This window comes from Gemmatimonadaceae bacterium (genome assembly GCA_037721215.1).
In the GTDB taxonomy this organism is placed as follows: Bacteria; Gemmatimonadota; Gemmatimonadetes; order Gemmatimonadales; family Gemmatimonadaceae; genus UBA4720.
Window position 1 is genome coordinate 19625 of the sequence record JBBJNV010000013.1, and the last position, 23957, is coordinate 43581.

28 protein-coding genes and 1 other RNA gene are annotated in these 23957 nt (G+C 59.8%); 25 read left to right on the forward strand and 4 right to left on the reverse strand.

Translation table 11 applies throughout. From position 1 onward, the window contains the following. Nucleotides 1-196 precede the first annotated feature (196 nt). Nucleotides 197-2701 carry a vitamin B12-dependent ribonucleotide reductase gene (locus WKF55_08510; protein ID MEJ7759622.1) on the forward strand — a complete coding sequence of 835 codons (2505 nt, stop codon included), beginning with the start codon at nucleotides 197-199 and terminating at the stop codon, nucleotides 2699-2701. A 136-nt stretch (nucleotides 2702-2837) separates the two neighbouring features. On the opposite strand, the gene WKF55_08515 is transcribed toward WKF55_08510, so the two are convergent. Together WKF55_08515 and WKF55_08520 are read right to left on the reverse strand one after the other, a co-directional pair. Beyond that, a complete protein-coding gene (locus tag WKF55_08515) occupies nucleotides 2838-3440 on the reverse strand; it encodes a L,D-transpeptidase family protein (protein ID MEJ7759623.1) in 603 nt (200 codons plus the stop codon). 195 nt (nucleotides 3441-3635) lie between these two features. After that, a complete protein-coding gene (locus tag WKF55_08520) occupies nucleotides 3636-4169 on the reverse strand; it encodes a ferritin-like domain-containing protein (protein MEJ7759624.1) in 534 nt (177 codons plus the stop codon). A 171-nt stretch (nucleotides 4170-4340) separates the two neighbouring features. Between WKF55_08520 and WKF55_08525 the strand changes: the two genes are divergently transcribed. Then, nucleotides 4341-4532 (forward strand): hypothetical protein, encoded by a 192-nt coding sequence (locus WKF55_08525; GenBank protein MEJ7759625.1) that lies wholly within the window; start codon nucleotides 4341-4343, stop codon nucleotides 4530-4532. Here the strand turns inward: WKF55_08525 and WKF55_08530 are convergent. Further along, nucleotides 4529-4744, reverse strand: a complete 216-nt coding sequence (locus WKF55_08530) for a hypothetical protein (protein ID MEJ7759626.1) — start codon at nucleotides 4742-4744, stop codon at nucleotides 4529-4531. The genes WKF55_08525 and WKF55_08530 overlap by 4 nt on opposite strands. Nucleotides 4745-4822: 78 nt before the next feature. After that, nucleotides 4823-5116, reverse strand: coding sequence for a YHS domain-containing protein (locus tag WKF55_08535; GenBank protein MEJ7759627.1), 294 nt, complete (start codon nucleotides 5114-5116; stop codon nucleotides 4823-4825). Nucleotides 5117-5229: 113 nt separating this feature from the next. On the opposite strand from WKF55_08535, the gene WKF55_08540 reads away from it, so the two are divergent. From WKF55_08540 to WKF55_08650, 23 genes are all read left to right on the forward strand, one after another. Beyond that, on the forward strand, nucleotides 5230-5616 hold the full coding sequence (locus tag WKF55_08540) for a hypothetical protein (protein MEJ7759628.1): 387 nt from the start codon (nucleotides 5230-5232) through the stop codon (nucleotides 5614-5616). Nucleotides 5617-5629: 13 nt separating this feature from the next. Beyond that, nucleotides 5630-6274, forward strand: coding sequence for a DUF2911 domain-containing protein (locus tag WKF55_08545; protein MEJ7759629.1), 645 nt, complete (start codon nucleotides 5630-5632; stop codon nucleotides 6272-6274). Between the two features lie 44 nt (nucleotides 6275-6318). Then, nucleotides 6319-7452 carry a transaldolase gene (gene tal, locus WKF55_08550; GenBank protein MEJ7759630.1) on the forward strand — a complete coding sequence of 378 codons (1134 nt, stop codon included), beginning with the start codon at nucleotides 6319-6321 and terminating at the stop codon, nucleotides 7450-7452. Next, a complete protein-coding gene (pyk, locus tag WKF55_08555; GenBank protein ID MEJ7759631.1) occupies nucleotides 7449-8867 on the forward strand; it encodes a pyruvate kinase in 1419 nt (472 codons plus the stop codon). The genes tal and pyk overlap by 4 nt, the downstream gene beginning before the upstream one ends. Before the next feature lie 46 nt (nucleotides 8868-8913). Next, complete coding sequence (locus tag WKF55_08560) at nucleotides 8914-9693, forward strand: MBL fold metallo-hydrolase (GenBank protein MEJ7759632.1); 780 nt, start codon at nucleotides 8914-8916, stop codon at nucleotides 9691-9693. 13 nt (nucleotides 9694-9706) lie between these two features. Continuing rightward, entirely contained in the window at nucleotides 9707-11086 is a 1380-nt protein-coding gene (locus WKF55_08565) for a glucose-6-phosphate isomerase (protein ID MEJ7759633.1), read from the forward strand. A 57-nt stretch (nucleotides 11087-11143) separates the two neighbouring features. Then, nucleotides 11144-12532 (forward strand): class II fructose-bisphosphate aldolase, encoded by a 1389-nt coding sequence (locus WKF55_08570; protein MEJ7759634.1) that lies wholly within the window; start codon nucleotides 11144-11146, stop codon nucleotides 12530-12532. Beyond that, on the forward strand, nucleotides 12525-12977 hold the full coding sequence (locus WKF55_08575) for a hypothetical protein (protein ID MEJ7759635.1): 453 nt from the start codon (nucleotides 12525-12527) through the stop codon (nucleotides 12975-12977). Before WKF55_08570 ends, WKF55_08575 begins: the two co-directional genes overlap by 8 nt. Before the next feature lie 4 nt (nucleotides 12978-12981). Further along, complete coding sequence (locus WKF55_08580; protein ID MEJ7759636.1) at nucleotides 12982-14436, forward strand: sigma-54 dependent transcriptional regulator; 1455 nt, start codon at nucleotides 12982-12984, stop codon at nucleotides 14434-14436. A gap of 16 nt (nucleotides 14437-14452) precedes the next feature. Next, nucleotides 14453-14857 carry a YtxH domain-containing protein gene (locus tag WKF55_08585; GenBank protein MEJ7759637.1) on the forward strand — a complete coding sequence of 135 codons (405 nt, stop codon included), beginning with the start codon at nucleotides 14453-14455 and terminating at the stop codon, nucleotides 14855-14857. After that, the gene (locus tag WKF55_08590) at nucleotides 14857-15765 is read left to right on the forward strand and encodes a YihY/virulence factor BrkB family protein (protein ID MEJ7759638.1); all 909 of its coding nucleotides are present in this window, start codon (nucleotides 14857-14859) and stop codon (nucleotides 15763-15765) included. The genes WKF55_08585 and WKF55_08590 overlap by 1 nt, the downstream gene beginning before the upstream one ends. Before the next feature lie 80 nt (nucleotides 15766-15845). After that, nucleotides 15846-16076 carry a hypothetical protein gene (locus tag WKF55_08595; protein MEJ7759639.1) on the forward strand — a complete coding sequence of 77 codons (231 nt, stop codon included), beginning with the start codon at nucleotides 15846-15848 and terminating at the stop codon, nucleotides 16074-16076. 100 nt (nucleotides 16077-16176) lie between these two features. Continuing rightward, nucleotides 16177-16273, forward strand: an RNA gene (gene ffs, locus WKF55_08600) — signal recognition particle sRNA small type. A gap of 13 nt (nucleotides 16274-16286) precedes the next feature. Continuing rightward, on the forward strand, nucleotides 16287-17771 hold the full coding sequence (gene dnaX, locus WKF55_08605) for a DNA polymerase III subunit gamma/tau (protein ID MEJ7759640.1): 1485 nt from the start codon (nucleotides 16287-16289) through the stop codon (nucleotides 17769-17771). A 26-nt stretch (nucleotides 17772-17797) separates the two neighbouring features. After that, entirely contained in the window at nucleotides 17798-18115 is a 318-nt protein-coding gene (locus WKF55_08610) for a YbaB/EbfC family nucleoid-associated protein (GenBank protein ID MEJ7759641.1), read from the forward strand. Continuing rightward, on the forward strand, nucleotides 18116-18700 hold the full coding sequence (gene recR / locus WKF55_08615) for a recombination mediator RecR (protein MEJ7759642.1): 585 nt from the start codon (nucleotides 18116-18118) through the stop codon (nucleotides 18698-18700). Further along, nucleotides 18697-18972 carry a hypothetical protein gene (locus tag WKF55_08620; GenBank protein ID MEJ7759643.1) on the forward strand — a complete coding sequence of 92 codons (276 nt, stop codon included), beginning with the start codon at nucleotides 18697-18699 and terminating at the stop codon, nucleotides 18970-18972. The genes recR and WKF55_08620 overlap by 4 nt, the downstream gene beginning before the upstream one ends. A gap of 67 nt (nucleotides 18973-19039) precedes the next feature. Continuing rightward, entirely contained in the window at nucleotides 19040-19468 is a 429-nt protein-coding gene (locus WKF55_08625; protein ID MEJ7759644.1) for a roadblock/LC7 domain-containing protein, read from the forward strand. 13 nt (nucleotides 19469-19481) lie between these two features. Continuing rightward, nucleotides 19482-20159 (forward strand): ADP-ribosylation factor-like protein, encoded by a 678-nt coding sequence (locus WKF55_08630; protein MEJ7759645.1) that lies wholly within the window; start codon nucleotides 19482-19484, stop codon nucleotides 20157-20159. Between the two features lie 14 nt (nucleotides 20160-20173). Beyond that, entirely contained in the window at nucleotides 20174-20845 is a 672-nt protein-coding gene (locus WKF55_08635; GenBank protein MEJ7759646.1) for a CDP-alcohol phosphatidyltransferase family protein, read from the forward strand. Between the two features lie 2 nt (nucleotides 20846-20847). Next, the gene (locus WKF55_08640) at nucleotides 20848-22110 is read left to right on the forward strand and encodes a competence/damage-inducible protein A (GenBank protein MEJ7759647.1); all 1263 of its coding nucleotides are present in this window, start codon (nucleotides 20848-20850) and stop codon (nucleotides 22108-22110) included. A 29-nt stretch (nucleotides 22111-22139) separates the two neighbouring features. After that, the gene (locus WKF55_08645) at nucleotides 22140-22736 is read left to right on the forward strand and encodes a nucleotide exchange factor GrpE (GenBank protein ID MEJ7759648.1); all 597 of its coding nucleotides are present in this window, start codon (nucleotides 22140-22142) and stop codon (nucleotides 22734-22736) included. A 15-nt stretch (nucleotides 22737-22751) separates the two neighbouring features. Further along, on the forward strand, nucleotides 22752-23882 hold the full coding sequence (locus WKF55_08650; GenBank protein MEJ7759649.1) for a J domain-containing protein: 1131 nt from the start codon (nucleotides 22752-22754) through the stop codon (nucleotides 23880-23882). Nucleotides 23883-23957: the final 75 nt, after the last annotated feature.

The following is a 23957-nucleotide window of genomic DNA, read 5'->3' on the forward strand; positions in this document are numbered from 1 at the left end:
ACCCGCCCATCGTCGACGCATTCGTGATGTTGATACCGTAACCGATTGCGGTATAACGATTTAAATAACCACTGGCGTGGATACACGAACGTGACTAAACTGCCCACCCCGACTAAATCGCGCTTATGCCGAAAGGCCGAAGTTTTGAAGTAAATTCAGTGTTGACATCCATTTTTTTCAGCGGAGAGTTGTCTTGATGCATGTGCCATCCACGCCACCACCCGGTCGCGCCCAGCTCAATCAGAATGCGCGCACGGTTATCGAAAAAAGGTATCTGATCAAGGACGGTTACGGCAAACCGACCGAGCAGCCCGAAGACATGTTCTGGCGGGTATCGAGCACTGTCGCAGAGGCCGACCGGCGATATGGGTCCAACGATGGCGATGTCACTGCTGCAGCAAACGAATTCTATGAGCTGATGACGCAGCGTCGCTTCGAGCCCAACTCGCCAACGCTGATGAACGCCGGCCGTCCGCTGGGCCAGCTTTCCGCGTGCTTCGTGCTGCCTGTGGAAGACGCGCTGTCCAACGGACAGAACGGTATCTACGATACTCTCCGTTCGATGGCCCTCATCCACCAGTCGGGTGGCGGCACCGGGTTCGGGTTTTCGCGGCTGCGGGGCACAGGTGCGATGGTGCGATCGACAACGGGCGTTGCCTCGGGACCAGTGTCGTTCATGAAGCTTTACGACGCATCAACCGATGCTGTAAAGCAGGGGGGCACCCGTCGTGGCGCCAACATGGGAATTCTGCGCGTCGATCACCCCGACGTCATGCAGTTTATCGCCTGCAAGGAAGATCTCACCCAGATCACCAATTTCAACATTTCGGTAGCGGTAACCGATGCGTTCATGGCGGCGGTGCGGGCGGGCACGAGCTACGATCTCGTCGACCCGTCGTCAGGCAGCGTCGTCGGCCAGATGGATGCTCGCGAGGTATGGGACAGGATGATTGACGGCGCATGGCGCACGGGCGAGCCGGGATGCTTCTTCATCGACGAAGCCAACCGGCACAACCCCGTCCCACACGTTGGAAGCTATGAGGCGACGAATCCGTGCGGCGAACAGCCGCTTCTTCCATACGATGTATGCAACCTTGGATCGATCAACATCGGATGCTACATCAATGATGGCCAGATGGATCTCGACGGCCTTGCGCTCGATATCCACAAGTGTGTTCGCTTCCTCGACAACATCATCGATGTCAACAAGTATCCGCTGCCCGAGATCGATGCCCTCTCGAAGCGCATTCGCCGCATCGGTTTCGGCATCATGGGCTTTGCCGATGCACTCATAAAGCTTGGGCTCCCATACAATTCCGATGAAGGCGTGGAATTCGGCCGTGAGCTTCAGGAGTTCGTCGATATCGAGTCGAAGCGCGAGAGCGAGCGTCTGGCACACGCGCGCGGCCCGTTCCCGGAATGGGCGCGATCGATATGGGGCCCGGATGAGACGTGCGCCCGCGATGCGGCCGGGAAGCGTATCCGTCCGATGCAGATGCTCCGCAACTGCAACGTGAACACCATCGCCCCCACCGGTACGATCTCCATCATTGCGGGTTGCTCGTCGGGAATCGAGCCACTTTTTGCGGTCGCGTTCATGCGGAATCAGGCCGGCGCGATGATGCCGGATGTAAACGAGGACTTCCTCGAGATTTCAAGGCGCGAAGGCTGGTACTCAGACGAGCTGATTGAAAAGATCGCGAGGCAGGGTCACATCCATTTCGAGGAAGTTCCCGACAAGTGGCAGCGGGTCTTCGTAACCGCGCACGACATTGCCCCTGAGTGGCACGTTCGAATGCAGTCTGCTTTCCAGGAGAACTGCGACTCGGCCATCTCCAAGACGACGAATTTTTCGCACGCGGCGACGCGCGAGGACGTGCGTGCCATTTATGAGCTTGCGTATGACCTCAAGTGCAAAGGCGTCACGGTGTATCGCGATGGCTCGCGCGACAATCAGGTCCTGTCCACCGGCGCAACGGACAAGGCGAAAGCCGAGCGTGAGGGAAGCATGGATGCACGGGGCGAGATTGGCGATCTCAAGGGCACCGTTGCGGAGCACGAAGCCGAGATAGAGCGCTTGCGTAAGATGTTGTTCGATGCCGAAGCGGAGAATCTGCAGCGCCGGCAGAAGCGGGCACGGCCTCACACGCTGCGCGGCACCACATCGCGCACGGAAACCCCGCTCGGCACCATGTTCGTCAATATTACCGAGGATGATCTGGGGCAGCCGTTCGAGGTATTCATCAACCTCGGCAAGGCCGGGGGTGCGGCAATGGCCGATGTCGAGGCGATTGGCCGGCTCATTTCGCTGGCGCTCCGATCCGGGATTTCGATACAGGCAATTCACCGCCAGCTCAGAGGCATTGCATCGGACCGCGCGATCGGGCTCGGGCCAAACAAGGTGCTCTCGGTTCCCGATGCGATCGGAATAGCGCTCGAAAACTGGATGCGTGTGAAACAGGGCGTGCAGCAGGAGCTACTGAGAACGGAGACTCCCGGCATGCAGCAATCGGCATCTGCTCCCTTGCTCAACGTGCCCACAGGGAGCGCCGTCTCAGGCGGAGCGCAGACTCAGTATGACTTTGAGAACGTGAATCGTGATCAGTCGTTCATGGGAACCTGCCCCGACTGCGGGTCTCAGATGGAATTCGCCGAGGGATGTGCGAAATGCCACGTCTGCGGTTTTTCGGAGTGCGGTTGAAGCAGGTGTAGATGACGCTGTTGCCAAACGCGGGCAGCGAAACCAAAAAACCCTGCCATGGTTCCGCGGCAGGGTTTTCTGTTGATGAACCTTTCACTTGTGCGAGACCAGCGTTCCGCTGGCCGGAGTCAGGACATTACTTAGTGATGGTGAGCGAAACCGGGGTCCTGAGATAGACCACTTTTTCTTCCCGGCGGGAATGCAACACCCGCAAGAACCAGTTTTCCGGCCGCGGCGCGCCGCCATGCGCCATTATCCAGCGCGCCACCTCTGCCGCCTCTGTCGGGTTCATTCGCAGACACCCATGCGAGGCCCTTCCCCCAAGGCTGTTGAGGTCAGCGGTACCATGGATGTAGTAATCCGGCTCCTTGAAAAAAATCTTCACGACTTTCATCGGATTCAGCTTGTCGCCGGGCGCCTTCGCTGTCTTGTTCTTCGCCCACTCTGCGTCAGGCGGGACCCATCGCGGGTTCCAGATGAGCTTCTTGATCTTGAACGTTCCGTTTGGGGTTGGATGCTCATCCTTTCCAATCGAGATGTCGTAAGTACCAAGCAGCGAATCGCCGCGCGTCACATCGAGGCGATGCTCCGAGAGGACCGCCGTCAGCTTCAGACCCGCCGCCGGTCGCTTCGCGACGGCGGATTGCCCGTCGACCCTGTCGGCCCGGAAAGCGGTCATACCCAGCGTAGCCAGCACCAGGGCGGGAACTATCACTACTCTATAACCAAGTCTCATCATCGGTACACATCTCCGCATGTTTTATTGTTCTGCATGCACTGAATACCCAGCGTTTGCAAACGCTGTTCCGCATGCGGACAACATAATCCTCCCGGTAAACTGGAGGTCCGGCTGGGGACGAATTGCAGATCCGCCGGCAGGAATAAAAAGACCGGCATTAAGCCGGTCTTCTCACTGTAAACCAGCGGAATCCTGCTACATCTCCGCCTGAATATTGATCGACCTCTCGGCAATTTCAGTCAACAGCTTGTCGCAATCGCCTTCCTCGTCGAGTGTGGTCTGCAGCAATACCGCCTGGTCGTGGTAACCCAGCTGGCGCGCATAGGTTCTGACGCATCCATAGCCGGCCATTTCGTAATGCTCCACGTGCTGGGCCGACGCGATGAGGCCAGCATCCAGAACATCCTCGTCCGGCTTGTCCTTGATGAGCTCGGTGCCCTCCTTTAACAAGCCCTCCATGCCGATGCATTTCTTTCCTTTCGGGCTGACGCCAAGCTGCTTGCACACCTTCTCAAGCCTTTTGACATGGGTCTCGGACTGTTTCAGATGCTTCGTAAAGGCCCGCTTGAGCTCGGAATGCCCGGATGCCTTGATCATTTTAGGCAGTGCCTTGATGATCTGATTCTCCGCACTGTAGAGATCCTTTAATTCTTCGATGTAAAGGTCCTTGAGGGTATCGAGCTCCATGGTATTCTCCGTTTGGGTTGAGCGATGACCGGTTTTTGCCATACCGAAGCAATACGGGGGCCAGACGCAGCCCGGCCCCCCGGCCCATGCCGCGGGGGATTCCGAAGCTGACTCCGCGGGGTCTTGCGATCAGTCTGGAAATGTTACTGAGTTCAGGAGCGCCCGCGAAAAACACTGAATCCACTCGCCGGCAACCTTCAGCCACTCGGAGCCATGGACAAGAAAAAACTCGCCGCGCTGGCGAAAAAGAACGCCACCAAATCAGGCAGTACGTCAAAGATCCCGAAAGGCTTCGGCCGGAAGTATGACGGGAATCTGTCGGACGATCCGACGGACGAGGCGACGATCAAGCAGCGAGCAGAGAGCGAGCGCTTCTTCGCCGAAATGAAGAAGCGGGACTTCTAGACCGCCGGATCCTTTTTCTTCACCGTTCGGCGCTCGAACGGCAGGGGAGCTTCTTCCGCCACCCAGGCGTCGGCCTTGTTCCACATGTGAGTACCCCCACAACTGGAGCAGCGCGACTTGTTGCCCTCGGCGCTGATCGCCGCAAACGACTTGCTGTCATTGGAGTGGCCGGTTGATACCGGCCGGCCGGTTTTCGGACATTTGATCATCATTGGCGGCATCTGACAGCTCCTTGGTGGATGCGGTAACCTATCGTGATCCCCAGGTTATTGCATTGTCGGTGCGAACGGCTACTTGTCGTGCTGCTCGGGAAGACGCTCATACTCGGCGCCGCCGCTGCCGGCCGAACCGAACTTTGGGGAGACCATTCCGCCTGACTTGGTGAACGGCGGCTCGTGATGCTCGATATCGATGTCGCCGCCGGCGTTCCCTCCGGCTGATTTCCTGTGCGCATACTTTTCCGGCTCAGCTTCAAACTGCTGCCTGCAGTCACTGGAGCAGAAGTAGTAGGTCTTACCTTCGTGTTCCGCTTCGCCGGCGGCGGTGTCTTTCGTTACCGTCATTCCGCATACAGGGTCTTTCATCTCTGTTAGATCCACCATCTGGCAACTCCGTTCAGGTTCACTACACGTGGTGCAAGCTCCAAGCCAGCGCCGGCTGTATATATTCCGGCGTCATTCCGAGATCGGGGGTCATCATGCAGCTGTGCAAATTGCTTGCGGTTGTCCTGCTCTGCGCGGCTTGTGCGGCGACGTCCTCCGGAGGGTCGCGAGGTAGCTCGCGAAATCGCGATGTCATCGAGAGCGCTGAGATTGCCGGGTCGAGCGGGGCTACGGCGTATGACGTGGTGGCACAGCTCAGGCCTGAGTACCTGAGGTCCAGAGGACAATCCTCGCTGACCGAGACCGCGCCGGCAACGGCCGTCGTCTACATTGACAACATCCAGATGGGCTCGCTCAGTGCACTTCGCAATCTCGACGCACAGGCGATGTTGCGAGTGGAGTACCTGAATGCGCCGGACGCAACGACGAGATTCGGCACCGACCACAACGGCGGTGCAGTTCTCGTGTTCACCAAACGATAGGGGATTTAACAAGATGCCATCTGTACGCAGTCTTCTTGCAACCGCGATGCTTGCGGGTTCCGCGTCGGTCGCCGGCGCCCAGACGCCTCCTGCGCCACCAGCCGCAGCCGCGCAGCCGCCTGCCATCCCGAGAGCGGCCCCCAGCACCCGCGCATCCGTGGAAGTGCTCATCAGCATGCGGATGATAGGCGGGAATTGGCGCGCCGCTGCCGCGGTCTCTGGCCCGGCACGCATCGCCATCGATTACGGCCAGCCACATGCCCGCGGGCGCGCCGTCTTCGGCGATCTCGTCCCTTTCGATTCGACGTGGAGATCGGGTGCCAACGTCGCAACCCATCTCACCACCGAAGTCGACCTCACGATCGGTAACTCTTTTGTACCGCGTGGTGTCTATTCGCTGTTTACTATTCCATCGCGGACCGGGTGGAAGCTCGTGATCAGCAAACAGGTGTTCGAATGGGGTACTGACTACGACGCGCGCCAGGATCTTGCCCGCGTGGACATGAGGGTGCGGTCAGTGGCTACACCTCTCGAGAGTCTGACATGGTGGTTGATTCCCACACCGGAAAACGCTCCGTCGACGACGCTTCCTCACGGTATCCTCAAGCTCGGCTGGGGAACCGTGGAGGCCACCACCGAGTGGCGCGTTGGACGGTAATCGACAAAGGGTCGGCTCCGGTAGCATTGAACCACAGAGGAACCATGCCCATTAACAGGCTTGCAAAGCTCCACGAAGAAGGCCAGTCCATCTGGCTCGACAATATCGACCGGACGATGCTCTACGATGGAACCCTTGGACAGAGAATCGAAGAGGATTCACTCACGGGGATGACATCCAACCCGACAATCTTCGAGAAAGCGCTCGCCGAAGGCGAGTCTTACGACGAGCAGCTGATGGGTGCTGAAGCCGGGTTGTCTCCTTCGCAGTTGTTCGAGCTCGTCGAAACCACAGACGTTCGTCGTGCATGCGATCTGTTCGCCAGCACGTACGAGGCGACCAACGGATCCGATGGCTATGTCTCGATAGAAGTCTCGCCCGGCGTTGCGCACGAATGCAATCAGACGGTCGACGAGGCGTGCCGTCTCTGGCAATCTGTCGGCCGGCCCAACGTCATGGTAAAAGTGCCCGGTACTGCCCAGGGAACCCTTGCTGTGAGGCAGCTCATTTCGGAAGGGATCAATGTCAACATCACGCTGCTGTTCTCGCTGGCTGCGCACGACGGCGTAATTGACGCGTACATGTCTGGTATCGAGGACCGCATCGCGGCAGGAAAATCCGTCAACGGCATTTTTTCTGTCGGGAGCTTCTTCGTCAGCAGGGTCGACACCGAAGTCGACGTGCGGCTCGACGAGCTGATCAAGTCCGCGAATCCTGCTGACAAGGATCGCATAAAGCTCCTGAAGGGTCGCGCCGCGGTTGCAAATGCCAAGCTCGCTTATCGATTGTTTACCAGACGATTTGCCGAGCCCAGATGGGAGGCACTTGCAGCCCGGGGAGCGCGGGTTCAACAGCCGCTCTGGGCGAGCACCGGCGTCAAGAATCCCGCCTATCGCGACGTGCTGTACGTGGAGGAGTTGATCGGACCCGATACAGTCAATACGATGCCGCCAAAGCTCATCGACGCGTTCCGCGATCACGGAGACGTGCAGCGAACCGTAGACAGGAGACTCGGGGCGGCCGAAGGCGTGCTTCGGGAAATCGAGGCGGTTGGAGTGTCGATGGAATCGGTCACCGACAAGCTTCTGATCGACGGGCTTTCAAGCTTCCAGAAGTCCTTTGACACACTCATCGGCGGCATCGGACAGAAGATGAGTCAGTTGACAGCGCGGCAGTGACATCGGCGCACATCCCGCGCACCAAGATCGTCTGCACTATTGGGCCGGCCAGCGCGACTGAAGACGGCATCCGGGGGCTGATGGAGGCGGGCATGAATGTGGCCCGCCTCAACTTTTCGCACGGCATGCATCATCAGCATGCCGAGATGATCGAGACCATCCGCAGGGTATCCACCACTCTGTCGCGCCCGGTGGCGATTCTGGGCGACCTGCAGGGACCCCGTATTCGGGTTGGGGACATTCCCGGCACGATTCACGTTGCCCAGGGTGAAGACATCACGCTCGTGCATGAAGGCCTCGAGACAGAGGGTGAGATCCCGATCACCTACGACCAGCTGGCGTTGGATGTCAAAGTCGGCGACCGCATTCTCGTGGACGATGGCCTGATCGAGCTCATCGCAATGGAAGTCGCCGCCCCGCGGGTGAGAACGCGCGTTCTTCACGGGGGGGGTATCAATCCCCATAAGGGACTCAACCTGCCGGGAGTGCAGGTGTCGGCTCCGTCGATAACGCTCAAGGATGAGGCGGACATTGCTTTTGCCATCGAGAACGAGCTCGACTACCTCGCGCTCAGCTTCGTTCGGCGCGCGCAGGATATCGAGCAGCTCCGATCGATGGTTCCGCGTGGTCTCCTTATCGTGGCGAAGATTGAAAAAGACATTGCGCTGGCCAACATCGAGAGCATCATCATCGCCTCGGATGCGGTGATGGTGGCGCGCGGCGATCTCGGTGTCGAGCTTCCGTTCGAGGAAGTTCCGGGAGCCCAAAAGCGCATTATCGGACTGGCAAACAGGCTCGGTCGTCCGGTTATCACGGCGACGCAGATGCTGGAGTCGATGATCACGCATCCCCGCCCGACGCGCGCCGAAGCAAGCGACGTTGCCAATGCGATTCTCGACGGCACGGACGCCGTCATGCTGTCGGCGGAAACAGCGGTGGGGGAGTATCCGCGCCTGGCCGTCGAGGCAATGCGCAGGATCATCACTGAAGTGGAAAAACACCCGCCGCCGGCAAAGCCCATGCGCGACAGCAATCGCGAAGTGAATGGAGGCGTGACGACGGAGGTGGCCATTGCTGCAGCCACAACGGCAGCGGTGGACATGCTGAATGCTCCGCTCGTCGTTGTATTCACCAAGAGCGGCTTCTCAGCACGCATTGTCGCTGCCCACCGTCCAGGCGTATCGATTCTTGTGCTAACCGACCAGCCACGAACGTATCGGCAACTCGCGCTCGTTTGGGGCGTCATCCCCGAGCTCGTTCCGCATTGCGAGAACTATGAGGAGATGATGGAGCGGGCAAAGGAGGCGGTTGTTCGCCGCGAGCTCGCTGTTACGGGCGACAGGATCATCGTGACGGCTGGTGTACCATTCGACCGGCCAGGTACGACCAATCTGCTGAAGGTCGAAACGGTGTGACGCTGCTCGCCGAGCGCGCGGCCACTGAACCGACTCAGCGCCTGCTGTGAAGCTGACTTTCCTGGGAACCGGCACCAGCTTCGGGGTGCCACAGGTTGGCTGCCAGTGTGCGGTGTGCAAGTCGCCCGACCCGCGGGATAAGCGAACCCGCGTGGGCGCGCTGGTAGAGACCGACAATGGCGCGCGTCTGTTGATCGACACGCCTCCTGAATTGCGCCTGCAGCTGATATCCGCGGGCGTCGACAGAGTCGACGCCGTGTTGTTCACCCACGACCATGCGGATCATACCCATGGACTCGACGACATTCGCGCAATCTCGAACAGACGTGATGCCCCGCTCGAGATGTATGGACCTGCCGATTCTCTCACTCGACTGGCGTCACGATTCCCATATATCTTCGACGACAGCATCCGCGCGCTTCCCGGTACTTCCAAGCCCGAAGGCCGCGCGATGCCTCTTGCCGACGACGAGATGACCGAGATTGCGGGCGCAGGAGTGCTTCCTGTTGCCGTGCCTCATGGGCAGGTAAATGTTTTCGGTTATCGTATCGGTTCCCTGGGTTACGTAACGGATGCCAAGACGCTTTCACAGCGGGCGATCGAGAGGTTCACGGGGGTGAAGGTAATGGTGGTCAACGCCCTTTTTCGGAGCGGGCACCCGACGCATCTCAGTATTCCTGAAGCCATTCGCGTCGCACAGGCAGTAGGTGCGGAGCGAACTTATCTGACGCATCTCACCCACGACAATTTTCACGCCGACCTCGAAGCCGAGCTGCCGCACGGCATAGCACCAGCTTTTGATGGACTAACCGTTCGCGTGGACTGACCAGAGGATTGTTATGAGTATCCGCATCGACTACTCCAACATGATCGGCGCAGGCGTGGGTGGCCTCGACGAAGCCGCATGGGGCGACGCTGCCCAGGCATTCAGCGCGGCCCATGCCGATTTCACACGGCTTCGGGAGGCCCGAGCGGTGGGCTTTGCGGACGTCGTTTCCGAACCGGCGCTTCGCCAGCAAGTTACTGACTACGTTGCCTCGGCCCGTGGTGCCCACGACGACATCGTCGTTCTGGGCATTGGCGGTTCGGCACTAGGGCCCATCGCGCTGAGAACCTCTCTGAGGCCCAGCGGCTGGAACATGCTCTCTGCGGCGGAGCGCGGTGGATTTCCGCGCCTGCACGTACTCGACAACGTCGACCCGGTGACGATCAGCGCGCTGCTCGGCCAGCTGGCACTGTCGCGCACACTTTTCGTCGTAACTTCCAAATCCGGTGGTACCGCGGAGACGATGTCGCAGTTTCTCATCGTCGCCGGGCGGCTCCGGGACGCCGGCATCCCCATCACCGACCGGTTCGTCTTCATCACCGATCCGGCGCAGGGAGCCTTGCGACCGCTGGCGGCTGCCGAAGGGATTCCAGCACTCGACATACCTTCGAATGTAGGAGGGCGATTCAGCGTACTTACGCCCGTGGGAATGCTTCCCGCGGCGCTGGTGGGCGTCGATGTGGGCGAGCTGCTCGACGGCGCCGCCGCAATGGCGGCTCGCTGCGACACCGATGAGTTGCGACAGAATCCGGCGGGGGTGTTCGCTACCCTGCAGTGGATGGCCGATACCCGCAACGGCAAGCTGATTAACGTCTTCATGCCCTATTCCGACCAGCTTCGCGATTTCGCGGCGTGGTTTGTCCAGCTGTGGGCAGAGAGTCTGGGCAAGCAAAAGCCCGACGGCACCTTTGTCGGGCCAACGCCTCTCGCCGCGCTTGGCGCCACCGACCAGCACAGCCAGGTGCAGCTTTTCATGGAAGGTCCGATGAACAAGACAGTGACATTCGTGGCGATCGTGGAACGATCGATGGACGTGACAATTCCAGCCGGCTTCGGCCATATCACAGAGCTTGGATATCTGGGGTCCCATACACTCGGCGAGCTTATCGATGTCGAGCAGCGTGCCACCGCCGGGGCGCTTGCCCGGCGAAAGCGGCCGAACATGACTATCATGCTCGACCGGGTGGACCCGTGGCATGTCGGCGGGTTGATGATGATGCTCGAGCTGGCGACTGCTTACGCGGGTCAGCTATACGGAATCGACGCGTTCAATCAACCCGGTGTCGAGCTTGGGAAGCAGTTCGCGTATGCGCTTCTTGGCAGACCCGGCTCGGATGACGCGCGCAGGGAATGGGAATCGTTGCCCGCGGCCGATCCGCGCTGGACAGTCTGATGGTCTTGCCCTTACTACCTACGCAGCGAGTTTCTCGATCAAATGCATGAAAAACTGATGAAGGGCTCGGTCCGCGTCGACGACGGCGTGGTGACAGTGAATGATGAGGCCGTTCTCGCATCGCCGGCGATGGACGAGCTCGTTCGCGCGGCTGTTTTCGGCGATCAGGCCGGCCGGGAAAACGCGCGCTGGCTGATCTGGGAAATCGGGCAGACAGTGGGCGTTGTGCCGTCGTCGATTCACGAATTGTACCTGGCTCGCGGACGCGGCGAAACCGGTGGCTACACGGTACCGGCAATGAACGTCCGCGGGATGGCTTACGACACCGCCCGTGCGATATTCAGAACTGCAATCAAGCTCGATGCCGGGGCGTTTATCTGTGAGATCGCGCGGTCCGAGATCGCCTACACCGATCAGCGCCCGTCGGAGTATGTGGCGGTCCTGATGGCAGCTGCGCTGCGCGAAGGGTGGCGGGGTCCTCTGTTCATTCAGGGAGATCATTTTCAGGTGAGCGCAAAAAAATTCGCCGTCGACCCGGTGGCGGAGGTGGACGCTGTGAAACAGCTGGCCCTCGAGGCCGTGTCAGCAGGTTTCTACAACATCGATATCGATACTTCGACGCTGGTGGATTTGTCGAAACCGGAGCTGAACGAACAGCAGCGGACGAACTATGAACAGGCGGCGGCGCTTGCCCTGTACGTCCGCGGTCTGCAACCCGAGGGGATCGACATTTCGCTCGGCGGTGAGATCGGGGAGGTGGGAACCGAAAACAGCACCGTGGAGGAGCTGCGTGCGTACATGAATGGATTCAATCGCACGCTGGAGAATCAGGCCCCGGGAATGGCGGGCCTCTCGAAAATCAGTGTTCAGTCCGGAACGACACACGGCGGAGTCGTGCTGGCGGATGGCACAATTGCCGATGTGAAGATCGATCTGGACACGCTCAAAATTCTTTCGGACGTGGCCCGCGACGATTATGGGCTTGCCGGTGCGGTTCAACATGGTGCATCCACGCTTTCGGACAACGCGTTCAACAATTTTCCGCGCACCGGTACGGCCGAGATCCACCTTGCAACCAATTTTCAGACGATGCTCTATGATCGCATTCCGGCGGGGCTTCGCGCCGAGATCTATGAGTGGTTGAAGACAAATGCCGTCGACGAGCGGAAAGGAACGGATTCCGATGAGCAGTTTTTCTACAAGACGAGGAAGAAGGCGCTGGGGCCTTTCAAGAAGCGTTTCTGGGATCTCGACGCCGAATGCAAACAGGTGCTTGCGGACGCGTACGACGCCAAGTTCAACTTCCTTTTCACACAGCTTGGCGTTGCCGGCACAGCTGGAGCTGCGGCAAAGCATGTCAAGATCGTGAGGCAGCACCGGCAACAGCCCCACGAAGGAATGGCAACTGTGGCGGCTGCGCCTGATGACGCGGACCTGAGTGACTGACGCCCGATCGACTGGCGGTTGTCAGTGCGTACCAATCCTGCTCGAGGCGACCCACCGATTGGGACACGAACTGCGAAATGCCTTGAACGGACTACTGGTGAACCTCGAGGTAGTTCGCGCCATAACCAGCGGGGCAGGAGGCGATGTAGCTGCTGCAGAGCAGTTTGTGGCGCAGGCCGTGGAGCAGGCCGAGGCGTCGGCGAAGCTTGCCGAAGCCGCTCTTGGCCTGTTGGACCTGCTGCTCGGCGCGGTGGGCACGAACGGCGAGGTGAAGTGTGAGCTGATCTCTTCGCATTCCGTTCGCGTAGCGGCGGCGGGGCCGGAGTCAGAGCGCGTGCTGGGCCGTCTGGCCGTGCTCGGTGCTGCCGCGGGAGTGCGCACCGAAGCAATCGACACAGCGATTATATTAACCCTCTCCGCAAGAAGCCTGGCTGACACAGACTGAACGCATGAACAAAGCAAAAATCCTGATAGCCGATGACGAGCTTTCCATGACGAACGCACTTAGTGCGATCCTCAGCGGAGAGGGTTACGAAGTCGCGGTGGCGCAGGATGGGAAAAGGGCGCTCGACCAGCTCAGTGCCGACAGTTTCGGTCTGGTACTGGCCGACCTCAAGATGCCGAAGATCGACGGACTTGCCCTGCTCAAGGAGCTGCAACGCCTTGGCATCCCCACTGAGTGCATAATCGTCACTGGCCAGGGCACGGTTGATTCGGCGGTTCAGGCAATGCGCGAGGGCGCATATGATTACATAGAAAAGCCGCTGACAGCGGAGAAGCTGAACCGGCTCAAGGCATTGATTCCAAAGGCACTGGAGAAGTTCAACGTGCAGCAGCGAAATCGCGAGCTGTCGTCGAAACTCGAAGGCTTCACCCATTACGGTGAGCTCACGGGCCAGTCCGACGAGATGCGCTCCGTTTATCAGATCATCGACGCCGTCGCAACGTCAACCGCGAGCGTGATGATTCTGGGTGAGTCGGGGACTGGCAAGGAGCTGGTGGCCCGTGCTCTTCACACTCAAAGTGACCGGGCCAAGGGGCCGTTTTTCGCTCTGAACTGTGCTGCGCTGCCGAAAGATATCCTCGAGAACGAGCTGTTTGGCCATGAGAAGGGTGCGTTCACCGGCTCGACGAATGAGAAGGCCGGCGCGTTCGAGATGGCGGATGGCGGAACCATATTTCTCGATGAAGTCGCCGAGATGGCGACCGATATTCAGGTCAAGCTGCTTCGCGCGATCGAGACCCGGACCATCCGGCGTCTCGGGGGCAAGAAGGAAATCTCGGTGGATATCCGTATTGTCGCCGCGACCAACCGGGATCTTCAGAAAGCGCTCGCTGAAAACGAGTTGCGCGAAGATCTCTACTACCGGCTGGCCGTCGTCGAGGTGATGTTGCCGCCGTTGCGAGACCGGGCGGGCGATATCAAGCTGCTGGCCAACGAGTTCCTGGCTCGGTTTTCACAGCAGAATGGCAAGAAGATCACAACATTCGACGAGCGCGCTTGGGAGTGGCTGATCTCCCATAACTGGCCGGGAAATGTTCGGGAGTTGAAGAACGCTGTCGAGCGGGCAGTGATCATGGCTCGGGGCGAGAAAATCGAATGGGACGATATCATGCCGCGCCATATGCGGATTACCGGAGAAACGCCGCTTCCAATTATTGTTGCGGTGGGGGCATCGCTTGCGGACACGCGAAAGCAGCTTGTGCTTCGCACGTTTGCTTCCATGAACGGCGATGCTGTCCGTACTGCCAAGGTAGTGGGCATCTCGGCTGAGGACGTGCGCGCGGAGATTGCATCACTGATTCATGTAAACGGGTCGGCGCGTGCCGAGCCCGTGGAAATACCGGCCTTCGCCGGCGCGTCGAAAAGTCGCACGGCGAAGAGCAAGGTCAAAAAGCGCTAATTGGAGGATGTAGCAAATGTCGAGCTATAATTTTGATGAAGAGGATGCGTACGTGGTAATTGAACGGCAGCAGCCTGGTATAGGGTCGTTCATGGCAGGCCTGGCGGTTGGTGCCGGCCTTGCGCTCCTCTTCGCGCCGCGCAGCGGGGAAGCCACACGTCGGGAACTTGAGCGCAGCGCGCGGAAGGTGGGCGATCAAGCCCAGAATCTCGTCTCGGACGTCAGCGGGACGGTGAATCAGACCATTCAGGACGCTAGGTATCGCGTTGAAAATCGAATTGGCGCTGCACGGGATGCTGTCGATCTCAAGCGACGCCAGGTCACCAACGCTGTGGACGCTGGACGTTTGGCGGCCCGCGAAGCGCGTGTCGAGCTCGAAGGGCGCATCGCCGAAACGAAGGCTGCGTATAAAGAGAGCTAGTGGCGAAACGGCCGCTCCATATCAGGATCGGCTGGACGCTTCGGGACTACTCCAGGCGCGTCTGGGATAATGCCGGTGAGGACAATATTTTTTTTCTGGCGGGGGGAATAGCGTTCAACCTTCTCCTCGCGGCCGTGCCGTTCTTCCTGCTGCTGGCCACCGGACTGGCATATATTCTCAATCACTCCGCCGATGTCACCTCCGGCGAGATCAATCAGATTATCGACAGCTTCCTTCCCGAGCGTCCGGCAGGACAGGAATCGCCGATTGGGACGATCATGGTCGATATCGTCAATTCGAGGCAGGCGCTCGGCACTTACGCCGTGCTGAGCTTCATATGGTTATCGACGCGGCTGTTCGGCTCGCTGCGCAGCGTGCTGGCGCAGATCTTCGACATCGACTCCGACCGTGGCATCATCGCTGGTAAAATTTTCGACGTCCAGATCACGATCGTCTCGACTCTGCTGCTGATTGCGTACACCGGACTCAGCGCATATCTGGCGCTCGCGACTTCGCAGGGGCTGCTGGTGCTCGGGGAGCTGGGATTGCGGAAGGACGTGATGGGTGCATTGGAATACAACATCGGTCAGATCGTTGCGTTCAGCTTCATCGCAATGATGTTTTTCTCCCTGTACAAGTTTTTGCCGAACCGCCGCATCCGCTGGCAGACGGCGCTGATTGCCTCGCTGTTTACGAGTTTCCTGCTTGAAGTGGCGAAGAATGTGTTCGGCGCCTACGTTCGGTCGTTCAATCCGGGTTCCTTCTACAGCGGCACACTGGCGGCGCTGGTGATCGTCGTCGTGTGGGTTTACTACGTCGCCATACTTTTTATTCTCGGCGGCGAGGTCGCGCAAGTCTATGACCTGCGGCGAGTTAGAAAGCTTCAGCGTGAGGCGTTCGAGGATTGAGTTGTTTAGGCAAGGTTGTTGCGATATAATACATAGCGCCGTAGAGAGCGGCGCGACTTACATTCTGGGGGAGGCGTCTCGTGCGCAAGCTATTTGCAGTGGCCGTTCTGGCCGTATCGATTACCGCGTGCAGCAAGACTGCGGACGGTGATCTTGAAGTAGAAAAGCCTGTGGTCGGGACAGTCACCGACACAATGAACATTCCGTCGGTCGAAGTCGGCACTGATACGACGAGAGTCGTGACACCCGATATCGACGTGAAGAAGGACACGACGATGATCAAGACACCCGACATCAAGGTGAAGCGCTAGTATACGGCGCTCATGGAAACACGCCCGCTGCCGGAGAATCCCGGCAGCGGGCTTTTTCATATTTGCCCGCACTTCCAGGCGGTGCTTATATTTCCAGTGCCCCAGGTCCCGGAGGGCGAAAGCCCACTAACTCCGTCAGGACCCCGAAGGTAGCAGCGGCATGCGGTGTCTTCTGTTGCTCCGTCAGGCCTGGGGTATTTTCCCTCCCTAATGTCGCTCGCACTCGCCCGTAAATACCGACCTCGAAACTTCGCCGGCGTGGCCGTGCAGTCGCATGTGTCCAACACGCTCAAGGGTGCGATTGCGCGCGGACGGGTGGCTCATGGCTACCTGCTCTGCGGGCCGAGAGGCGTGGGGAAGACAACGCTCGCCCGCGTGCTGGCGATGGCGCTCAACTGCGACAACAAGCAGGCGGACGGGGAGCCATGCGGCGAATGTGTTTCCTGCAAACGCATCTGGAGCGGCAGTTCGAGCCTCGACGTAGTCGAGATCGATGCGGCATCGAACCGCGGCGTCGACGACGCCCGTGACCTTCGCGAACGCGCGATGTACGCGCCATCCGGGGATGATCGGTACAAGGTCTACATCGTCGATGAAGCGCATATGCTCACTAGAGAAGCATGGAATGCGCTGCTCAAGATCCTGGAAGAACCGCCGTCGCGCGTGGTGTTCGTGTTTGCGACTACTGAACCCCAGAAAATCGCGCAGTCGGCAGCGCCGGTATTGAGCCGGTTGCAGCGATTCGATCTGAAGCGGATCGGTGCAGCAGAAATCATCAAACGTCTCGAATCTATCCTCGCGGAAGAAAACATTCCGGCGGCTCCTGAGGCGCTGGCCATAATCGCCCGTGCAGCCGACGGCTCTATGAGAGATGCGTTGAGTCTCACGGACCAGGTGATATCGATCGGCGATGGCGGAATGACAGCCGATCGCGTTCGCACTGCTCTCGGCCTTGTCCCTGAAGACGAATACCTGGCGGTTCTCGAGCTTGTTGCCGGCCGCCGGGCAGGCGACGTGTTCGGGGTTACGGGGCGACTTGCGAATTCGGGCGTCGATTTTGGTCTTTTCCTCTCCGGCCTTTCCGACATGCTCCGGGCTCAGCTGGCGGTAGTGCTGGAGGGATCGATAGAGGGGTTGAGCTCACGTGCCCGAGCAGCTCTCGAGATGCGCAAGTCCGACTTTTCCGCGGGCGATCTGTTGCGCATGTTGTCGATGCTGAACGGCATGGAAATCCAGTTTCGCCGGAGCTCGCAGCAGCAGCTTCTCGTCGAGATGCTTCTCGTGCGCTTTGCGCTGCTCGATCGGTCAGTTTCTCTGGAGGAAGTGTTGAAGGGGCTGAGCGGGCCGACGCCACCGGCGTCGCCGGCAGCGCGGCCGGCGCGCCGTCGCGACAGTTCAGTCAGCAGTGAGCAGCCCCCTCCGCGACGCAGTGTACAGGAGTCTCCGACCGAGCTTACCTCAGCTTCGGGTATGCCGGCCGCGGATGGGTCCGCTTCGGATATGCCGAAGTCGACCACGCCCCCGTTCACACCGTCCGGCAACTGGAAGCATGGCTTCAACCAGACCGCAGGCGACGCTTCAACTCCGAGGCTCACCACGGAATCGGTGATCGCCGAGCGTCTGCAGTCATTGCGTGCACAGGATCCGGTGCTCGACGCCGCTGTCGATGCCCTCGACCTCGAATTGCTCGACTGACAAGAACCTACAACCGAAGAGAACACATGGCCGATTTCACCAAAATCCTGGAGCAGGCTCAGCAGATGCAGGGCCGACTCGAAAAGATCCAGGACGAGCTGCAGAATATGTCGGTGTCCGGCAGCTCAGGGGGCGGTATGGTAAACGTCGAAGCCGACGGCAAGGGCCAGATTACGAAGGTGAGGGTTGATCCGTCTATTGTGAGCGCATCCGATGTCGAAATGCTCGAGGATCTGTTGTTGGTGGCCTTGAGGGATGCACAGCAGAAATCGGCGGACCTTGCAAAGCAGGAGATGTCCAAGCTCACCGGTGGCATGGCGTTGCCGTTCAAACTGCCGTTCTGAGTGTCGGCAATCGAGACGCTTACGACCGAGCTGGCCCGACTGCCGGGCATAGGTCGAAAGACGGCGTTGCGTCTTACATACCATCTTCTCAAGCAGCCGACGGAGCATGTCAGCCGGCTGGCGGCGGCGCTGGCTACGCTGGAGCGGGTGCGTGCATGCACCCGCTGTTTCAATCTTACCGAGGAGGATGTCTGCTCGATCTGCAGCGATGTACGGCGGGACAATGCGACGATCTGTACTGTGGAAGATGCGGCGGACATCGGTGCGATCGAGCGGGCCGGCGAATTTCGCGGGGTTTATCACGTTCTGGGTGGACGCCTGTCGCCGCTCGATGGGATCGGGCCCGACGACCTCACGATTCCGCAGCTGGAGCAGCGTGTTTCGGGAGGCCTGGTGCGTGAAGTGATTCTCGCGACAAACCCAAGCATTGAGGGCGAGGCCACGGCATTGTACGTTCAGCGCAAGTTATCCCCGTTCCATCTCGTGGTTACGCGCATAGCGCGCGGGCTCCCGGTAGGTGGAGATCTCGAATACGCTGACGGAGTGACGATTGCACAAGCACTGTCCGCACGGCGGGCGATGTGATTGATCGCCGTAATGGCTCGTTTGCCGCGCTGGGGTTTTTTGGAGGCCTGACGCTTGGTGCGCTCGTGTGGAGCCGCATTCAGCGGGAGTTTCAGCACGATCTGTTCAGCCGTCATCCCCTGCGACGACTCGGCGCGCTCAGCTTTCTGCGCACTCGCCCGTCAGTTGGCACAGCGCGTTTGCTTCGCGAGTATATCGCGTGGGAACGAAGCCCTGCGCTCCGGCAGCGTGGCGTCGCGCTGATGCGGCGCGTCGAAGCATCGTTACCCTAGACGCGATGCAACCTGGCTCAGCGAGCTGGTCATTCGACGAAGAAGACCTTGGCGGCATACAGCCACCGTGCTGCGGTGCCTGGCCGAAACCGGCGCGCACTCTGCGCTTATCGTGGACCGGTCGGGACAGTTGATCACGACGGTCGGCCAGGCCCTGACATTCGATCCCACGGTTTTCGCTACGCTGACAGCCGCCGATTTCAGCGCGAACGACCAGCTGGCTCGTCTCATTGGCGAAACGGACTTCACGACGCTTTTTCATCAGGGAGAAAAGGAGTCGATGTCTGTGGCCGACGTAGCCCGGCGGCTGATTCTCGTTGTCCTCTTCGATACCCGCACTCCGATCGGACTGGTCCGGCTCAAAATGAAACCGGTCGTTGAAGAGCTGACCGCGCATCTGGATCGAGCCTTCACGCGCGCCCGCGAAAGCGGCAACACGCAGCCGAACATCCTCGCCGGCGCCCGCGATGAGACCGACGAGCTGTTCAACTGGTAAGGAGAGAACGGCCATGTCGATGATCAACTACGCGGCGCGAGAGATCAATTGCAAGATCGTCTACTACGGCCCGGGCCTTGGTGGCAAGACGACGAATCTCGAGCATATATACGGCAAGGTAAAGCCGGATACGCGGGGAAAGCTGATCTCGCTCGCTACCGAGACAGAACGCACGCTGTTCTTCGATTTTCTCCCCGTCGACCTCGGGACAATCCGCGGCTTCAACACGCGATTCCATCTCCACACAGTGCCCGGTCAGGTCTACTACAACGCCAGCCGCAAGCTGATTCTGAAGAACGTCGATGGAATTGTCTTTGTCGCCGATTCGCAGGTCGAGCGGATGGAGGCCAATCTCGAGTCGATGCAGAATCTTTATGACAACGTGGCAGAATACGGATACGACCTCACCCGAATGCCATTCGTCATTCAATACAACAAGCGTGACCTGCCGAATGCGGCGCCGGTCGGCGAGCTCCAGTCGGCACTGAATCCGGGGTGGGAACCGGCGGAACCGGCAAAGGCGAGGATCATTCCCGATCCCTACCATTCGGAGGAAAACCTCGTCGATCAGCTGCCGGGGGGCGACTGGGTCGAGCGTGTCTCCTATTTTGAGGGCATCGCGATCGAGGGAGATGGAGTATTCGACACGCTCAAGGCCGTCAGCAAGCTGGTGCTAAAGGAGCTCGCCTGAGCCGACCGAGCCAGCTGAACCTTCCGAACGCGCTCACGGTCGGCAGGATTCTCGTAGCGCCGCTGATTGCGGTTTTGCCGTTCATTACATCGCCAGCGGTCAGACTCGCGGCATTCGTGATCTACATCGTTGCTGCCGTATCCGACTATTACGATGGCAAGCTCGCGCGCACACGGAATCTCGTAACGGACCTCGGCAGCCTCCTCGATCCGCTCGCCGACAAACTGCTGCTGTTCGCAACACTGATTCCAATGTTCATCCTGATGTCGCCTGCCGGCGACCCACTGGCACCCACGCAGGAAGCACTTCGCTCAGCGCATGGCTTTCCCTTTCTTACGCCGGTTGGCATCGTTGGTCTTCCCTGGTGGATCGTCGCGATCGTAGTGGGAAGAGAACTGTTCATGACTGCTTTCCGTCACCTTGCCGCCCGGCGCGGAGTCGTGATCTCGGCGATCGGGCCAGCCAAATGGAAAACAGGATTTCAGTCGGTGTGGGTGGGAGCGGCGTATTTCTGGTTTTTCGCGGCAAGCCTTGCCGCGGCCAGGGGCTGGGATGGCGATCAATGGCGGGCATTCGCTTATTTCAACGGGTCTGTCGGCACGGTGACAATGATCGCGGCCCTGATTCTCACGCTGTACTCGCTGTTCCTGTACATGAAGCGGTACCACCACGTACTCGCCGTCTGAACGTGCGGATAGAAATCGTCACGATTGGCGACGAGCTGCTTCTCGGCTTCACGATCGACACCAACGCGGCGCACGTCGCGCGCGAGCTGGCGGCTGTCGGCGTTGAAATCGTCCGCCGTACGACGGTGGGTGACACCGCCGATATGATTGTTTCTGCGGTTAGCGATGCCCTCGGGCGGACGGGGGCCGTCGTAACCACCGGCGGACTTGGCCCGACCAGTGACGACTTGACGAAGGCTTCGATTGCTGCGCTCTTCGGACGGAGGCTGACGCTCAACGACGGGCTGGTGCGGCGGCTGAGGGAGCGGTGGGCGCTGTTGAGAAGAGACGGCGACATGCCAGAGTCGAATCTTGTTCAGGCAATGGTTCCCGAGGGGGCCGCCATCCTTACCAACCATCATGGCACGGCGCCGGGCATCTGGCTCGAGGATGATCGCGGGTTGTGGACGGCGATGTTGCCTGGTGTTCCGCGGGAGATGCGGGAGATGCTGCGCACCGAGTTGTTGCCACGAGTGCGCGAACGCGCTGCGGCGCTCGAAGGGCGCACGCCGTCGGTGATTCAATCGCGTACACTTCGAACGACCGGTGTCGCCGAATCGACACTTGCCGATAAGCTTGGCGCGCTGGGGAGGGGCGTGGATGGACTCGCGCTGGCTTTTCTCCCGGGCGTCGAAGGCGTCGATCTGCGGCTGACGAGTCGCGACCTCGACGCAGATGCGGCAGAGAGTGCGCTGAGTGCCGGAGCATTGAAACTTCGCGCGGCAGTCGGACAGTACGTGTATGGAGTTGATGACACAGACCTGGCGGCGGTCGTTCTCGATCTCTGTCGCGAGAAAGGACTGCGAATCGCTGTCGCCGAGAGTTGCACGGGCGGCATGCTTGGTGCGCGGATTACGTCGATACCCGGGTCCAGTGACGTCTTCGTTGGCGGCGTGATCGCGTACGATAACTCGGTGAAAACTGAGCTGCTGGGCGTACGCGATGAGGATCTCGCCAGGCATGGTGCGGTGAGTGAGGCAGTGGCCAGGACGATGGCCAGAGAAGTCCGGTTGCGATTCGCGGCCGAAATCGGGATTGCCATAACCGGGGTAGCAGGACCCGGCGGGGGGTCTCCGGAAAAGCCGGTCGGAACCATCTGGATTGCTGTCGACGGGCCGACAGTGCAGTCGTACTGCAGGCAATCGTTCGGAAGCCGCGAGGAAATTCGCCAGCGTGCGGCGCAGGCCGCGCTGGAAACGGTTCGGCATGCACTGAAAACAGGTTAAATTGAGAAATGGCCAGGAACAGACGCGACATGAGAGACGGACGAGCTGAGGACAGTGACACCGACGCGCTGACCGACACGTTCGCCGACGGTGAAGTTCTGCTTGGCGAAGAAGTCATGCAGGGCGTCGGTGAAGCTGTGGCAACTGACGATGCGGGCGATGATCTCCTGTCGCAGCTTCAGCGCGATCTGACGCTCGAGCGAGACAAGAACCTGAGACTTGTCGCCGAGTTCGACAATTTCCGCAAGCGGATGATGAAGGGCATGATCGAATCCGAGGCAAGAGGGCAGGCGGATCTCGTCAAGACAATTCTCGATCCCCTCGACGACATCGCCCGTTTCGCGCACGTCGATCCAGTCACCACCGATGCCGCGATGTTGGTCGAAGGGGTTGAAATGGTTGAGAAAAAGCTCGCCAAGTCACTTCGGAGTGCTGGGCTCGACACGGTCAATCCCGTTGGCGAGCTATTCGACCCGGCCATGCACGAGGCCGTCAGCACCGACCCCGCAGCCACTGACGCCGAAGACGGCACTGTTTCGCGGGTTTTCCAGGTTGGGTACACTTTCAAGGGACAGCTCCTTCGCCCCGCGCGCGTAGTGGTCAGGCAGCACAGCGGCCTGAGCTGAAGAGCCAGTCGTTTCATGGCTCAGACAAAGGATTTCTATGCGGTGATGGGCGTGCCATCCACCGCTTCGCAGGACGAGGTTAAAAAGGCCTACCGCAAGCTCGCGAAACGTTTTCATCCCGATGCCAATGCCAACGATCCCAAGGCAGCGGAGCGATTCAAGGAAATCTCGGAGGCTAACAACGTTCTCGGCGACGCCGCCAAGCGCAGACAGTATGATGAGATGCGCCGCCTCGGTGCGTTCAGTGGCTTCGGTGGCGCTGGCTCGCCGCGCGGTGGGTACTCGAGCAGGACGGCGGGTGCTCCGCCGGGTGCAGGCAACCCGAACTTCCAGGATTTCGATATTGGGGGGCTGGGCGGCCTGGGTGATCTCTTTGGTTCGATTTTCGGCGGTGCGCGTGGCGGGGCCAGGCCGTCCGGTCCGCAGCGTGGGCAGAACGTCGAAACCCAGCTGGAGATTCCATTTCGTACCGCCGCCCGCGGTGCGAAGGTGCCAATAGATCTCGAAGTGACCGAGGAATGCTCGACGTGTCGTGGCAACGGGGGCGCTGTGGGTGCCACGATGAGGGTCTGTCCTGAATGTTCAGGTCGTGGTGTTGTCTCGTTTGGACAGGGAGGGTTTGCGGTCAACCGGCCGTGTCCGCTCTGCCTTGGCCGCGGTCAGGTTCCGTCCCAGCGCTGTCCGACGTGCAATGGTGCCGGCGATGTGCGCACGCGCAAGAAAGTGCTGATTTCCGTACCGGCCGGCATTGACACCGGATCCAAGATCAGATTGAAGGGCCAGGGCGGAAAAGGCTCGAGCAACGGCCCCCCGGGCGATCTTCTGATCACATTCAGCGTCAAGGCGGACAAGTTCTTCCAACGCGAAGGGCTGGATGTGGTTGCCCCGTTGCCGCTCAACATTGCGCAGGCCACCCTGGGATCGAAGGTCAAGGTCACATCTCTCGATGGCAAGCAGGTGCTGGTTCGCATTCCGCCTGGCACGGCTTCGGGCAAGCGTTTCAAGGTGCGTGGTCAGGGAATAGAGAAGGGCACCCTCAGGGGAGATCTCATCGTCGAAGTAAGGATCGAAGCGCCCGATAAACTTTCCGAGGAACAGGAGCGGATCATGAAAGAGTTTGCCGCCGCCGGAGACATGAAGTATTAGGGATCCCGGAGAACGTGCCATCGTCGCGACATTCGCCGGCGCTTTCCTGCTTGGTCTCGTCTACTCGACGAAGCC